This is a genomic window from Pseudomonas sp. A-RE-22, assembly GCF_019956035.1.
In the GTDB taxonomy this organism is placed as follows: Bacteria; Pseudomonadota; Gammaproteobacteria; order Pseudomonadales; family Pseudomonadaceae; genus Aquipseudomonas; species Aquipseudomonas brassicacearum.
Window position 1 is genome coordinate 74992 of record NZ_JAHBCZ010000002.1, and the last position, 15165, is coordinate 90156.

General features: G+C 57.7%; 10 protein-coding genes. 5 read left to right on the plus strand and 5 right to left on the minus strand.

The window, feature by feature from the left end; all coding sequences use genetic code 11:
* Positions 1–3: 3 nt before the first annotated feature.
* Both KGA89_RS01210 and KGA89_RS01215 read right to left on the minus strand, forming a co-directional pair.
* Positions 4–1365, minus strand: a complete 1362-nt coding sequence (locus KGA89_RS01210; RefSeq protein WP_223470287.1) for a Fic family protein — start codon at positions 1363–1365, stop codon at positions 4–6.
* A 183-nt stretch (positions 1366–1548) separates the two neighbouring features.
* The gene (locus tag KGA89_RS01215; protein WP_095962082.1) at positions 1549–1821 is read right to left on the minus strand and encodes a hypothetical protein; all 273 of its coding nucleotides are present in this window, start codon (positions 1819–1821) and stop codon (positions 1549–1551) included.
* A gap of 447 nt (positions 1822–2268) precedes the next feature.
* On the opposite strand from KGA89_RS01215, the gene KGA89_RS01220 reads away from it, so the two are divergent.
* From KGA89_RS01220 to leuA, 4 genes are all read left to right on the plus strand, one after another.
* The gene (locus tag KGA89_RS01220) at positions 2269–3750 is read left to right on the plus strand and encodes a leucine-rich repeat domain-containing protein (RefSeq protein WP_223470289.1); all 1482 of its coding nucleotides are present in this window, start codon (positions 2269–2271) and stop codon (positions 3748–3750) included.
* 99 nt (positions 3751–3849) lie between these two features.
* Positions 3850–4683, plus strand: a complete 834-nt coding sequence (locus KGA89_RS01225; RefSeq protein ID WP_223470291.1) for an oxidoreductase — start codon at positions 3850–3852, stop codon at positions 4681–4683.
* Positions 4684–4704: 21 nt separating this feature from the next.
* Positions 4705–5640 carry an AraC family transcriptional regulator gene (locus KGA89_RS01230; RefSeq protein WP_223470293.1) on the plus strand — a complete coding sequence of 312 codons (936 nt, stop codon included), beginning with the start codon at positions 4705–4707 and terminating at the stop codon, positions 5638–5640.
* A 235-nt stretch (positions 5641–5875) separates the two neighbouring features.
* On the plus strand, positions 5876–7576 hold the full coding sequence (leuA, locus tag KGA89_RS01235) for a 2-isopropylmalate synthase (RefSeq protein ID WP_223470349.1): 1701 nt from the start codon (positions 5876–5878) through the stop codon (positions 7574–7576).
* Positions 7577–7697: 121 nt separating this feature from the next.
* Here leuA and KGA89_RS01240 read toward each other — a convergent pair whose 3' ends face one another.
* The 3 genes from KGA89_RS01240 to KGA89_RS01250 form a co-directional block, all read right to left on the minus strand.
* Positions 7698–9401 (minus strand): LeoA/HP0731 family dynamin-like GTPase, encoded by a 1704-nt coding sequence (locus KGA89_RS01240; protein ID WP_223470295.1) that lies wholly within the window; start codon positions 9399–9401, stop codon positions 7698–7700.
* A complete protein-coding gene (locus KGA89_RS01245; protein WP_223470297.1) occupies positions 9401–12646 on the minus strand; it encodes a DUF726 domain-containing protein in 3246 nt (1081 codons plus the stop codon). The genes KGA89_RS01240 and KGA89_RS01245 overlap by 1 nt, the downstream gene beginning before the upstream one ends.
* Before the next feature lie 406 nt (positions 12647–13052).
* A complete protein-coding gene (locus tag KGA89_RS01250) occupies positions 13053–14081 on the minus strand; it encodes a GlxA family transcriptional regulator (protein WP_223470299.1) in 1029 nt (342 codons plus the stop codon).
* 158 nt (positions 14082–14239) lie between these two features.
* Between KGA89_RS01250 and KGA89_RS01255 the strand changes: the two genes are divergently transcribed.
* The gene (locus tag KGA89_RS01255; protein WP_223470300.1) at positions 14240–15109 is read left to right on the plus strand and encodes a substrate-binding periplasmic protein; all 870 of its coding nucleotides are present in this window, start codon (positions 14240–14242) and stop codon (positions 15107–15109) included.
* Positions 15110–15165: the final 56 nt, after the last annotated feature.

The following is a 15165-nucleotide window of genomic DNA, read 5'->3' on the forward strand; positions in this document are numbered from 1 at the left end:
CCATCAGTGGCCATGGAGCGACTTCCAGGACATGAACTCCGATGGTCGTAACCCGTAGCGTGCGAGCACCCCTTCGTGCAGTCGACGGAGTTCTTCGACGATCAGTGCTTGCACCTCCGGCTGCTCTCTTTCCGAAACATATTCCGCTACCGAGCGTTGAATACAGAACAACGGGTCAAGCTCTGGGTGAGTGACGATTTCCCGAATGGTCTTCTTGATGAGGTCTCGCCATGCCAGGCGTAAAGGGTCCGGCTCCGCAAGGTCTTGCTTGATTGCCAGATATTCCTGTGTTGAGCGTTCGTAGGCCCAGATATACAGGTCGCGAAGCAGCTCTACACGGGTCATTTCGTACACGCCCAATGTGGCTTGGCTGTAGGCCTGCTCCGGTACATCCAGAAAGGTCAGCGGACAAAGGTTGGCCCGGAACAAAGGGAGATTCGCTGCCAGTCGGGAGGTGCGTTTATTGATGTCGGCAAAAGGCTGCAAATAGGGCAGGTGCACCATCATGAAGAAAGACTGCTCGAACGGATCAGCGATCTGATTGGCTTTGCCAAGCAGGACGTCCAGTGCATCTTCAATTTGCTGTGGCGTTGAGAGCGGGCGATAGGTACTTTTCCCGATGTCGACGGCGTGCTGGCGAATTCGGCCCTCGTCTGCTGGGTTGGGCAGCAGGTTTTCGGCCAAGGCGCTATGCAGGTTCATCAATGTGTAGCGGTTGAACTCGGCACTCTCGATGTTCTCGACCAAAAGCTCGATAGCTGTCTTATGGTTCAAGATCATCTGCGTTTCTATAGCGGCCTTGCCCTGTGCTGCCTTACCTTGCTCGATGAGTTGTCGTGTGTCGAGCCGTGAGTAGGTGTTCCCTTCCAGATGGCTTGATGCCCACGACAGATCAATCAACAAGCGATTCAGGACCGCCCGGCTGTAAGTGCCTGCTGGCTCCGTCGCATCTGCGGTTTTGCCCATCCTGTGCAATTGGCGCCGCAACGACTCAGGTAAGTACCCTGTCTCGTTAGGACGATAGGCGTCCAGAAAGTCACGTTGGTAGCCCACCGGCTTGCGCGCTTCTGTGGGCTGGTTGATATAGGCGAGTATGTCCCGGCTGTCTGCAGATAATGGAATGAAGGCAGGGAAGGCATCGGTGTCAGTATTCAGGGCGTGGGTTTCGGCCTGGTGTTCTATTGCGAAATAACGTCGTGCCCTGCCTTCTCCCTGTGCAGTGATTTGGCTGCTTTCGACCAGATTTGCAAGGATGCGCTGCGCCGTTCGCCGGGCGATTTCCGGGTGCTTGGTCAAAAGCTCTGAGAGGCTCGCCCCGCTCCTGGATGCCAGGATACTGTTCAGTATGTCGGTGGTCGAAGTCATGGTTATGTTGGCGCTGTTAGAGAAAATTTGGCGCGATTATGGCGCAGTTCTCGGAATCGCGCCATTTTGGATTGAAAATGTGGCGCAGTTCTTGACGAACTGCGCCACAGCTCATCGCAGCAGATGGATGTAGTTGCTTCCGACGGTGGGGGCTACGTTATGGCCATAGTCGCCCGTCTTCACTTACTCCGCCGCCTGCGCCCGCAATCGCCTGCCAATCACATCCATCACATCACACCCGTCGCGCAGCGCGATCGTTAGCATTTTGCAGAAGTCGGAAAGCACCAGCGTGTCGGAACTGATCTCCGAGCGGAACGCGATGTTTTCCAGCAGTTGAGTCACGGTGCGGATGCGGTAGTCGGCGGTTTCGAAGAGAACGTCAAGCGGGGCTTGGGTGTCGATCAGCAGGGTAGCGGGGATGCAGTCGATGCCGGTGATGGGCATGTATCGGTTCATCGGTAGGACCTCATTCAGTTGAAAGGAGCTACCTCGTTGTCGAGTCGCCAAACCCGAGTCGCCATTGGGGCGACGAGGAACTATAGGCCGCCCCGCTCAAGCGCCACAAGACACTGCTTTCCGAGCTTCACGTAGGAGCTTTGGCCTTTCTGCGGCGGTATTTCCCTACATCGCTTTGTGGCTATCAACAAGGTCGAAACCAGCCGTCCATTAGGCACATCGTCATGGCTAGAGAGGTGACCGTGGCGAGGGAGCTTGCTCCCGCTCGGTTGCGCAGCGACCGCAAAATCGTGGAGCCGCTTCGCAGCCCAGCGGGAGCAAGCTCCCTCGCCACAGGGTGAAAGCATATGGCGCTACCCAGCCCTGACAGCCTCTTCAGCAAGACTCCTTTTTATGCTTCCCTAACGCTCATATTCCCCTTCAATCCCTTTCGCAGACTCCTAGATCGTGCCCACCTCCAACCGCAACGCTCTAATCGCCCAACTCGCCACCAACCCCGATGACACCACCATGCGTGCTTCGCTCTATCGCGATCTGCTCGATACCGGTGAGGCATCACTGGAAGGTTTACGCATCGCGGCAGGCCTGTGCGATCCGGCTGCCAACCTGCTGATGGTTCAACTGAACACCACAGCCCATACAAATCGCCCCGGTCCATTGCTGTCGCAATTGCGTGGCCTGCCGGTCGACCGTCTGGAGTTGAACAACGCTGAGCCGCAGTGGTGTGACGCCTTGGCCGGGCTGCCCTTGCGCACGCTGGTGCTCAACAGCCCGAGGTTTATCTGCGGCCCGCAGATGTGGCGACGTTTGCCCGCCAATGCCCTCGAAACCTTGGAAGTCAGTAATTTTTCCCGCGACGATAACGCCAATTGCCTCCCGTCGCCCGCACGCTTGCGCCGGCTGAAATTGCAAACCTACGGCGAAGACTTCGACGACAGTTTCCTCCGTCAACTGAGCGACAGCCCGTTGCAGGAATTGTCGTTGAACCGTTGCGATGAGATGACCGACGACGGCCTTCGTGCACTGTCACGCCTCAAGCTGCGCTCCCTGACGTTGCAACGCGTGGGCGAGCTGACGTCCCGTGGCATGGTGCACCTGGCAAGTCATCCCCTTGAACAGTTGTCCCTCAGTGGCAGCGGCGCGATCCTCGACGATCCGTCCTGGCTTGGCGACCTGACGGGGTTGCGCTCGTTGAGTCTGGATGACTGTTATGCAAGCGAGAGCGTGTTGCAGGCGATTCGGGGGCTGCCCCTGGAAAAGCTTTCGCTGCACTCTGCGTTCATCTGCGAAGACGATCTTGAAGTGCTGGAGGGAATGCCGCTCATGGAGCTGGACCTCAAGTGTCTACGCCAAGTGATCGAACGGCTCGACGTGCTGCACGAGTTTCCGCTCAAGCGATTGGGACTCTCCGATGTGCAGGGCGTCTGCGCCAGTACGTTGAGTGATCTGCGCGGGTTGGAGTTGGAGTCCCTGGACCTGTCCTTGAACGACATCACGTGGAAGGAGCTGGAACAACTCGCTGGCCTGCCGCTGAAGCGGCTCAATCTGAGTTTTTGCCAGGACGTCGACGGTAAGGTCTTGCGCAAACTCGTCGAGTTGGGATTGCCATTGGAGCAACTTGAAATAAGTGGCCTGAACCTGCGCGATGCCGACCTGGCGTGTTTGCGGGACCTGCCCCTGCAGCGCCTGGGTTTGTATGACAGCCCTTGGCTGACTGACGCCGGGGTGGCCCATCTCGCAGGTATGCCGCTGCGGGACCTGACGCTTGGGGCTGATCCAGGGGAATCGCGGATCACGTCGGCCGTGGTGCCTGTGTTGGAGCAACTGCCGCTGCAAACACTGTGGTTGCCCAACTGCGCCGGGATCGATGCAAACGGTTGGGATCGTTTGGCCAGGTTGCCAGCCCACGTGACCGGTCCGGGAATCTGACGCGCTGATAGGAATAGGCAATGCCCCAAGGCAAACCGGCATAGGTGGGCCATTTTTCGATCGTTACCATGGCCTCCTGTTTATCCATTGGAGTTCACCATGCACGACAGAAAAACCCTCTTCATCACCGGCGTGAGCAGCGGCTTGGGCAACGCCCTGGCGCAAGAGGCGCTTGCAGCGGGCCACCGTGTCATCGGCACCGTACGCAGTGAGGCGGCGTTGCAGGCCTTCGAAGCGCTCTCCACGGAACGTGCCCATGGCGTGATTCTGGATGTCACCGAGTTCGACCGAATCGATAGCGCAGTAGCGGAGATCGAAGCCGCTCACGGCCCGGTCGATGTGCTGGTCAACAATGCCGGCTACGGTCATGAAGGCATCTTCGAAGAATCGCCGCTGGAGGAGATGCGTCGCCAGTTCGACGTCAATGTGTTTGGCGCGGTGGCGGTGACCAAGGCCTTCGTGCCGTATTTTCGCCAGCGCCGTGCCGGTCATATTCTCAATATCACCTCCATGGGCGGCACGATTACGATGCCGGGCATTTCCTATTACTGCGCGAGCAAGTTTGCCCTCGAAGGCCTCTCCGATACGCTGAGCAAGGAGCTGCTACCGTTCAACATCTTCGTGACCGCGGTCGCGCCGGGCTCGTTTCGCACCGACTGGGCGGGGCGTTCGATGCAGCGCACGGCGCGGAGCATTGCCGACTACGACGCCAGTTTCGATCCGATACGTAAAGCGCGCGTGGAGAAAAGCGGTAAGCAACTGGGCGACCCTCGGAAAGCGGCGCAAGCGATGCTGCAGATCATTGCCAGCCCGACGCCACCCGCGCACTTGCTGTTGGGCAGCGATGCACTGAGCCTGGTGCGCGACAAACTCAGTCGTGCGGCCAGTGAGATCGATCGATGGGAAGCGCTGACCCGTTCGACCGACGGTTGAGCGGCCAGCAAAGGGGCATCAATGACTCAGGCCTCAAACACCTCGCGCATGGTGCAGTTGATGGAACAGCTTGCGCCGGTCGAGGGCTACAACCTCAGCGCGCTGGAGGACATCCGTTTTCTGCGTTCGAACCGGCCGCTGACGCGCACGCCGGTGTTGTATGAGCCCGGTATCGTGATCCTGTGCCAGGGGCGCAAGCGCGGTTATCTGGGGGAGGACGTCTACGTGTATGACGCCCAGCACTATCTGGTGGTGTCTGTCCCTGTTCCATTCACCATGGAGACCGACGCCACCGAAGCTGAGCCCATGCTGGCGGTCTACATGCGCCTCGACTTACAGCTGGCCAGCGAGTTGATGCTGCAAGTCGACGAGACCCTCGGCCCCAGTGATGCCCAACCCAAAGGCATGTACGCCTCGCCCATGGACGATTTGCTGCGCAACTCGACGCTGCGTCTGCTGGAAGCCATGAGTCGCCCGGGTGAAGCGCAAATACTGGGGCCGTCGCTGGTACGGGAAATCTACTACCGGATCCTGACCGGCGAGCAGGGCGGCTCGATGCGCGCCGCGCTCAGTCGCCAGGGGCACTTCGGCAAGATCACCCGGGCGATCCGCAAGATCCACAGCTGCTACCACGAGCATCTGGACGTCGAAACGCTCGCTCACGAAGCCAGCATGAGCATTCCCAACTTTCACCTGCACTTTCGAAGCGTGACGGACTCCACGCCCATGCAGTACTTGAAATCGACACGCCTGCACCAGGCGCGATTATTGATGCTGCGCAACGCCATGAGTGCCTCGACGGCCGCGTTCAATGTGGGCTACGAAAGCGCCTCGCAATTCAGCCGCGAGTTCAAGCGGATGTTCGGGCGAACGCCTCAGGCGGAGATTGAATGGATGAAGGCGACTTATGCGTTGCCTGCGCCTGTTGCGCCGTCTGTTTATGTTTCGTCGCATTAGGGGAGGGCTGGATTACCTCTATTCTGCAAGAGCTGAAATTGTTCAAACTCTTAGCGTCTGAGCATAAATAACCAAAATATTAAATTTTATTGGTTGTTTCTATGGATTTTCTCAGGTTGTTGACGGGGAAACGCAATTTGTATCAAGTTGTGTTCGTTTATTATTGGATCCAATGTTCGGTGGCGTCAGATGCCGAGCCTGCCCACCTATGGACGTATCAAAAAGGATAAACGCCATGATGCTGAAGGATCCTTCCAGCAAATATCGACATTTCACCACAGTGGATCTGCCGGACCGCACATGGCCCGGCCAGGTCCAGTCCGTTGCGCCTAGCTGGTGCAGCGTCGATATGCGCGATGGCAATCAGGCCTTGATCGAGCCGATGAATGCCGAACGCAAGCGTCGTTTCTTCGACCTGTTGGTCAAGGTTGGTTTCAAGGAAATCGAAGTAGGTTTTCCAGCCGCTTCGCAGACCGATTTCGATTACGTGCGCGAACTTATCGAAACGGGTGCGATTCCCGATGACGTGACGATTCAGGTCATGACGCAAGCCCGCAGCCATCTCATCGAGCGCACGTTTGAGGCATTGAAGGGCGTTCCCCGCGCTATCGTGCATGTGTACAACGCGACCGCACCGGTGTTTCGAGACGTGGTATTCGGTGTTGACCGCGCCGGGTGCATGGAGATTGCCACCCAGGCCACTCGCGAAATCAAACAGCACATGGACAACAATCCCGAGACGCAGTGGACGTTCCAGTATTCCCCCGAGACCTTTTGTTTCACCGAGTTGGATTTTGCATTGCAAGTCTGCGAGGCGGTGACGGATGTCTTTGCACCAACGCCTTCCAACAAGATGATCCTGAACCTGCCGACTACCGTCGAAGTCTCCACGGCCAATGTCTTCGCCGATCAGATCGAATGGTTTTGCCGGCATTTCAGCCGTCGTGACAGCGTGATCATCAGCGTCCATCCGCACAATGACCGGGGCACCGGGGTTTCCACCGCCGAGCAGGCCTGCCTGGCCGGTGCCGAACGGGTCGAGGGCACGCTGTTCGGTAACGGCGAGCGAACCGGCAATGTCGATATCCTCACCCTGGCCATGAATCTCTACACCAGCGGTATCGATCCGCAGCTGGATTTCTCGGACATCATCCACGTCCAGCGCGAGGTGGAATACTGTAATCAGCTGCCCACGCATCCTCGCCATCCTTACGCGGGCGAGCTGGTGTTCACGGCCTTTTCAGGGTCCCATCAGGACGCGATCAAGAAAGGGTTTGCAGTGCGCCAGGCCAATCCCGATGGCTTCTGGGAAGTGCCTTATCTGCCTATTGATCCGGCGGATATGGGGCGCAGTTATGAGGCGGTCATCCGCGTCAATAGCCAATCGGGCAAAGGCGGCGTGGCCTATCTGCTTGAACAGCATGGGGTCGTGATGCCGCGCCGGTTGCAGATGGAGTTCAGCAACCTGGTCCAGCAAGAGGCGGATGGATCGGGCCAGGAGATCAGTAGCGAGATGATCCTTGCGTGCTTTACCCGGCACTATCTGGAGGAGGGCAATCCCTACACATTGTTGCAGCCTAAATTGGTCAGTGAAGGCGCTGTGACTTACCTGGAGGGCGTGCTCGACATGGGGGGCACCAAGTTCGACCTCAGCGGTGAGGGCAACGGTCCGCTGGCGGCGCTGGTCGATGCATTTGCCCAGCGTGGCATTCACTTCGATATCGCCGATTATCATGAGCACGCTGCTCGCGATGGGGCTCAGGCCGAAGCACTTGCCTATGTCGAGATTCGCGTGAATAACCGGCTGCTATTTGGCGCCGCGCGCGACGGCAGTAGTTTGCTGGCGTCCCTCAAGGCGGTGACAAGCGCCGTCAATCACGCATCGCGCCTGGGGCTGCTCAGCGTGATGCGTTTTTCCAGTCCTGCATTGCTCTGATATGTGTGGATTGACAGTGAAGAAATAACCATGGTTTTGAGGACACGGACACCTGATATTCGGTGGTGGATTAGCTCGGGTCCAGGCGCCCGCTGCATCACGCTGCGGGCGCCTGACGGGGTCAGTTCAATCTTCTGAATTCAGCGTCGATGGTTTCAGCTTCAACGCGCCATGCCTGGAAGCGCTGCTGACGTACACGGCTGTCATCCAGGTTGCTTTGCAGTTCTTGTCGACGTGTGTTGAGCAGCAGGTAGTCGGGGAAGAACTCCTCCTTGAAGCGCGCGGAGTTCACCAGGGCGAGAAAGTCCTGACGCTGCTGTTCGAAGTTGTCGACCATTGCCGCGATGGCCTTTTTGAATGCCTCTTCGCGCTTGTATTGCTCCCAGCTGTCCCAGGCTTCGAGCGCCACGCCGAGGATGGCTAGTGCCCCGTTGGCGCCTTTGGCGAACTTCACGGCACCCCACGGTTGGAACTTCAGGTATTTCCCGATATCCATGCCCACCGTCTTGGCAATCGTAGTGAGGCCATCGCGTGCGGCCAGTACCGTGGTGTTGTTGATCAGGTTGCCTTTGAGCAGGTGGTTGATGCCTTGCTTGCCCAGGGCTTTGACGGTGATGTTGAAGTGGTTGACCTCGCTATCGAAGCCAACCTGCATCTTTTCGACCTCAAGCGTGATCGACTGAGTCTGGCGGCTAAACTCATTCTGCAGGCGGGTGGACACGATAATGCCTTCAGCGCCGACCTCTCGTTCGAAGAAGTCCGCAAAGGTTTCCAGGCTGGAACCCTTGGCTTGCAGGATCAGGTCGGAGAAGTAGCGTGTGGCGAATTCGCGCAGGCTGATGCGTGCATCTTCGATTTGCTGCCCGGTCACTGCGAGCTGTTTGCCCAGGCGAACGTTGAGCTCATCGAGTTTGCCGACCTCCAGGGAAACCTTCTGATCGTTCTCGATGGCAATGGGCAGTTGGTTGCTGAGCACGTCGCGGATTACGCTGGTGCGCATTTCGTTGGCCAGAGCGGCGCTGCCACCGTTCTGCTGGATCTTTCCTGTGGTGGCGGTCTGCAGCGTGGCGATATGCGACAGAGCCTTGAACTGTTCGAGGTTGGCCAGCCAGTGCTCCACCCCCATGTCGAAGGGGTTGGCGGCCACGGCGACGATGGACAATTCGGCTACTTCCTGGTCGCTCAGCCCGATTTGTTCGCGAAGCCGTCCTGCCACGTTGTCGCGCTTGACCTGCAGGTTAGCTTGATAATCCTGCTCGTCCTCCACGTCGGCCACTTCATCGAAGCGACTGAGAACGAAAACAGTGCGTGGCAGCAGATCCAGCGTGCGGAACAACCAGGTCAGGTCGTCCTTGTGGCTTTCCTTGATAGGGTTGGTCGAGTTCATCACGTAGAGCACCAGGTGAGATTCGCTCACGTACTTCCTGGTGATGTCCTTGTACTTCTCGATGGCCTGAGTTTCGGCATTTTCCTGCTCCTTGAAGCCGAACAGCCCAGGGGTGTCGATCAGCACGAAGCCTTCGTCGACTTCGTAGACTTTCACCTCATTGGAGGATTCCTGATGGCTGATTTTCATGCTGGATCTATCCAGCTTCTCCATCCAGGCCGCCGCAATCGAAGTCTTACCTTCCGAGAAGCCGCCAATCAGCGCGACCTTGAGTTTTTCACCGGATACGCTGTTGATGGCATTCTGCAGCTTGCTGCTCAAATTCGGGTCAAGCGGCACTCCGGCCTGCGCGCCCTGTTCGAGAAAGTCTTGCAGCCTGTCGAGCAGCGTCAGTGCGCTTGCCTGTTGGGCCTTGAATGTTTTGAGAGTATTTTCCATTACAGACTTCCTGCGGTTTCGATTTGGCGGGAAAGGTTTTTCAGGCGACTGGTCGAACGAGTCAACGTGTGCACCTGGTCAGTTGCCTGTTTGGCAGGCGCTTCAAGTGCCAGGTCGAGTTGGTCGATAGTCTCCCGCATTTCGCACAAGGCGCTTTTCAGGCTGTCGCGCAGCGTGTCGCGCAATTGCTCAGTGGCGCTGCGCAGGTTTTTCTCCGTTGCTTGGCGTTGTTGGGACTTTTTGTAGTCCGAGCTGAGCGCGCTCCACAGCGCTTTGCCGATCGAAACCAGCACGGAAAGGGCTGCGGCTCCAGCAACCCACAGGCTGGCTCCGCCAGTGAATGGCGCCAAGGCGATACCGACAAGGCCGCCCAGCAGTCCCGCAACGTTGATGCCGTTGTCGATCTTTATCTTGAGGTTGAAATGCTCGTTGAATTGGATGCTACCAAGCTTTCCATAGCTAGCGGTCAGCTCTTGGGCATGTTTTTCGAAGCGCGTGAGAATGTCCTCGGCCGCCTTCTGGAATTTGCCGACCTCTGCGTTCACCGCCTTAGGCAATTGCCGGCCCAGCTGTCGCTGTTGAGTTTCAAGCTGTTCGCTTAGGGCATTTTTGAAGGCATCGTTGCTGATATCGTCCTCAATGCGTGCGTAGACGCTGTTACGCACGTTGCTGGCGAAGTCGTCGATCAAGGTTTCGCCGCAGGATTCCAGGCGTTTTTTCAGCGCCTGGAAGCTGCTGTTCAACTGACTCTTGGCGCTTTGCTCTTCCTGGGAGAGCTGGTTCGATAGCGCGGCCAGGGTCTGCTGAACGCCTGAGAGCGTTTCAGTGGTCTGGTTGAGCGCCTCATTGGCCTTGTTGAAGTTGGCCCGAATGATCTTGGCCCTGCCGTTATGGAGCAACCGGCCGCCGAGCAACTGCAGAAAGTTGCGCAGGCGGGATTTTTCCAGCAGTTCGTCGGCACCGAAGTCCGCAAGCACTTTGCTGCGGCGCTTGGCGTTCTGCGAGCCCGGCGCGAAGTGGTCGGTCGAAGCGAGGAACGCAGGCAGCGCGGTCAGCGGGAACACCTCCTGATAGTGCTTGCCAAGCTGCTCGCTCATTTTCTCGTCTAACCCGGCAAGGCTGATGTTTTCGTCGTCAGAGATCAGCGGTCGATCAGCCAGTGAGTGCTTGGGGCTGGTGATCTTCTTGTTGAAGATCGTCCATACCTCGGTTTGCGCTCCCAGGTGCTGCTTGATCTTTTCCAGCGTGCCTTGGTGTTGTCCATCGCCCGTTTGTGGTGGTGCGGGCTGGTTGGTGACATAGAACACCGCATGAGCGGTCTGGACGGCACGTTCTATCTCGTCGAGTACCAAGCCTTCCTTACCCTCGATACCGGGTACATCCAACAGGGCGAAGGGTTGGCCGTCCAGTTCGAGGTCATAGCGCTGTGTTTTACGGGTGAAGTCGGCTCTGCCGTCACCGATGATTTCACCGTCGGCATGAATCTGCAGCTGCGACAGCAATTGCGCCAGCTGGCTTTCATTTTCCAGGCGCTGCTGGGCGAGCGTCCGCTGATGGTGAGTCGCCTCCGTCTGTTGGGCGGCAATCGCCGCACAGGCGTGGTCACGCGCTGTTGCGATTTCGCCCAGTTGCTGCTCCAGAGCAAGGCGTTCCTGATAGGCTTTCTGCTGCTCGGCGTCCAGGGTCACCGCAGTGCTGTCGCGTGCCGTCGTGGTCGCTGTCAGCGTGGCGGTGGCATCATTCAACTCGACCTCCTCTGGCATTTTTCTGAAGAGGTTCAACAGCATCTGCCAGAGTGAGGCGGTGCTTTTACGCTCGGCGAGAAGGGTGTGCAGACGCGTGACGGCAGCAAGGGCGTCTTTGTGCGACTGCTCGTGTTGCAGGAGCGTACCGCCAAGTCGTTGTATCAATTCGCAGGATCGGGCGTTGGCCTGGTCGAGGGCGCTCTGGGCGGCCCTGTAAGGTTGTTCGTATTGTTGCATTGTGGCACTCAACTGCTGCGTCAGTTCGCCAAGTCGAGCTTCGGCTTGCTTGATGCTCTGTTGCAGCTGCTGCAGGTTTTCTTCACTCAGCCCATACCGGTCGTGTAGCTTGCGGAACGCCTGCTGGCTGGCCTTTTTGCCGGGCTCTTGGAGCAAGATGCGTAAGGTCTCGATAAGGGTCGATTTGCCAGCGCCGGTTTCGCCGTAGAAGGCAATGGTGAATGTATTCCACTCTGCATTCTGCTCCAGTTCAGCGAGCCGCTCGAGCAGTGCCGTCCGATGCTCGGTGAGCCGTCGAATCGCCTCTTCTCTTGCCTGGTTCAAGGCTTCGTCGTCCGACGGATTGCTCAGTTCGCCTATGATGAGTGCCAGCTCGGCATTGATTCGCTGGTAAACCTCACTTGGGCTGTTCAGTTCGAGTGTCATGTCGTGTTCTTCGGCGGGTTGTTCGGGCGCCAGGGTTGGCATGAATGCGTCAGCAGGTGCTTGTGCAGGCTCTGGCGAGCTGGGCTCGCACGCTTTGAAGCGTGTTTCGGCCAGCACCTCGGGTAGCCGCTCCCAGTAATCGGTGTGGCCGAAGTCGTTCATCTCGATGCTCTCGAAGTGTTCGACCTCGTTACGTCCCAGGCAGGTTTCACCCCAATTCAACAGCAGGGTCCTGTCTGTCTTCGAATAGGCATTGATCAGTCGCCCCTGAAGCAGGCCACGCAGCTGGCGCGCTTCGACGGCTGTTACCTCGGCGGCGGCAGCCATCAGCAGCACATCGTTGATGGCCAGCTGCTGCTTATTCGTGAAGTTTCTCAGGCTGCTGATGACCAGCCGGCCGCCAAGCGAGTGGCCGATCAGGTTGATGGTTTCGATCTGTGGGTGGTTGCCGCGCAGGTACTCTTGCAACTGATCGAGTAACACCATTCCCATTTTTTCCGCGCGTGAGCGGGCTTCAGTGAAGTTCTTCATCCGATCCTTGGCTAAAGAACCCGCGAGCCCCCAGTAACCGAAGGGCCCAGCAATGCTTCCTGTCCCGGAGGACAGGCCTGCCGTGCCAAGCGCCCAGAGCGACGACTTGTCGAAGTGGAGGTAGTGATTCGAGGGCCAGAACGCAAAGATATTGGTGTAGTTGCCGAGTTGATCGGGAATTTTCTCGAGTAAGAGTTTTTGGTCCTGGCCGCTATGCCCGGCGCTGTAGCCATGGATGAATATGTTGGCTTCTGTCGTGTTGGGGCTGGTAGACGGTGAAGTCTGGAAACGGAATGGTTGGGGCATGTAGGTTTTCCCTATCCCCGGTCATGCCGCTTTTCAAGCAGCGTCTGTGAAGAGGTGCAGTGCGGGCACTCTAGAAACAGGTGCAATAGGGGCGGTTGCCTGAGGAGAGAGTCCTTGGTTGCGGGCATAGCTACTTCCTTGTATTGAGTCGTAGTGACGTTCGCTGACATCACTTATAGGGCGAATTTACCGTGTTTTGGTGGCAAATTGCCATGCTTTCGATTGGCAACCGTCATTACGCAAATGAGCGGCATTGGATGCGAAGCCCTCCAGGCGAATTGCGTGGCGCATTTTGGGGCTGGGGCGGCGGCGTTGAGGGTCGTAACAGAAGCGTTATGCTCCAATAACTTTTACTCCGAGTCTTTGGGCGAGTGCGGTTCGGGTGACAGTCCCGTCACTTGCGCCGTTATTTCCCATCTTGTTGCATCAGGGCCTTGCGTAACTTCCCTGGCGACATGCCAAACATGCTCTGAAAGTGCCGAATAAAATGAGGTGCATCCGCGAAGCCACATTCAAAGGCGATCTCGCCAATCTGGCGATCGGAACTCACCAGCAGCCATCTGCCGAACCTGAGTCGGACCTGGCGGTAGAACTGGGCTGGGCTGTTGTTGGTTTCAGCGACGAACAGGCGTTCCAATTGTCGTTTGCTGGTGCCGAGCAGATGTGCAATGGCCTCGATATCCAGGGGGTGGGCCATGTGTTTTTCCATCAACATCACGGCTTCATGCAGCCGACGATTGGATGAACTGGCGTATCCGAGAGCCTTGCGTCGGTCGACGAAACTGTTGGACGTGTTCTTTGCCACCGTCATCTGATGCACAACCTTGCCGGCCCGATCCGGCCCGCAATGCATGCCGATCAGATGAAGGGCTAACTCGATAACTGAAACACCGCCAGCGCAGGTAATCCGGTCCCGGTCGATCAGAAAGTCTCTGTTGATGACAAAGCGCAACGTGGGAAACCGGTGCTTCCAGTCATCGCCATGATAGGCGTGGACACACGCCGTTCGCCCCTCCATCAGGCCATGTCGCGCGAGCACGAAACTGCCGGTGCACAGGCCGATCAACGGCACCTGTGCGGCTGCGGCCTGGTGGAGGAACGCGGGATAGGTTTTCGGCACCGCCTCGATGGAATCGAGCAATCCACCAATCACCACGATGTAGTCGAAACGCTCCGGGTCAGCGAGTTCACTGTCGATCGGTACGTCCAGTCCGCTACTGGAAATGACTCTTTGCCCGGGCGTGCCGAGTACTTTCCATTGGCAGCGTATGGGGCGGCTTTGATCACCCGTATCGGCGGCATGCCGCAACGCATCGGTCAGCCCTGACAGCGACAGCAAGGGGAAGCGTGGCCACAACATGATGCCAATAGACAGCTCGGCGGTGCCGCGGCGCATGGGTGGATGACGCGCCTGCCCATAATCGAGCCCGTCCACGAGGCTTTCCTGGGATGCCACAGGCTCTGTGCCGCCAGAATGTCGCAAATGTTCAATCATTCGTGCAAAGCATCCAACAAGTTATACCGCCGGTCCCACTACGATGGGCCTATGCGAAACGTTCTGCTGCCACCATAAAAACTATTGAGGAGCATCCGATGAAGACGTCCAAAGTTCAGCGTTTTTCCGGTATTTGTGCCGGTTTTCTGGTGTCCGTGCTGGTTGCGGCACCGGTGTTCGCATTGGAGACAGTAGAGCCGGGCAGCCTGACCATCGCCTTCAGTGGTGATATGCCAGGAACAGGGTATCAAGATAGTCGGATGGTCGGCTATGACGGTGAAATCCTTCAACAAATTTCCGAAAAACTGGGCCTTAAAGTCAAACCGGCGTTAATGGAGTGGTCAGGGACGATTGCATCGGTGCAGTCCAAGCGAGTGGATGTCATGGCAGGCACCATGGGCTGGACCGAACAACGCTCGAAAATCATGACCTTGAGCGATCCTATTCACTACTTCAAGAACGGTATCACCCAGACAGACAAGACCAACTGGAACAGCCTCAAGGATTTGCAAGGCAAGAAAGTCGGCACCATCACCGGCTTTTCGTTCATCCCTGAGATGCGCAAGATCGATGGCCTGCAAGTCGCCCTGTACGACACGTCGGATGCGGCCGTTCGCGATCTGCTCGCCGGACGCATCGATGCGGTGATCGGCGACCCACCGGTCATGCAATACGCCATTTCCCGCAATGAGCAATGGCACCTGCATTTCAACGCCTTCGTCGACAACGATCCGAATTTCCCACTGCTGACTGGCTTGGGTCAGGTGGTGTTCGGCTTCAACAAGGCCAGTCCGGAACTGGTGACGGCGGTCAACGCGCAGATTCAGACGCTCTGGAAAAACTGTGAGATGCGCAAGATCGGCGCTCGCTACGGCCTGACCCAGGATGTCTGGTTCATGCCCGAAGGCAAGGACCTGCGCCTGGGCGTCGACCGCCCCGCGGACTGGACACTGCCCGGCTGCAAATAAGTGTGTGCGGCGATGGGGCGGACTCATGCGGATGCTCCGACTCATCGCCATGCCTA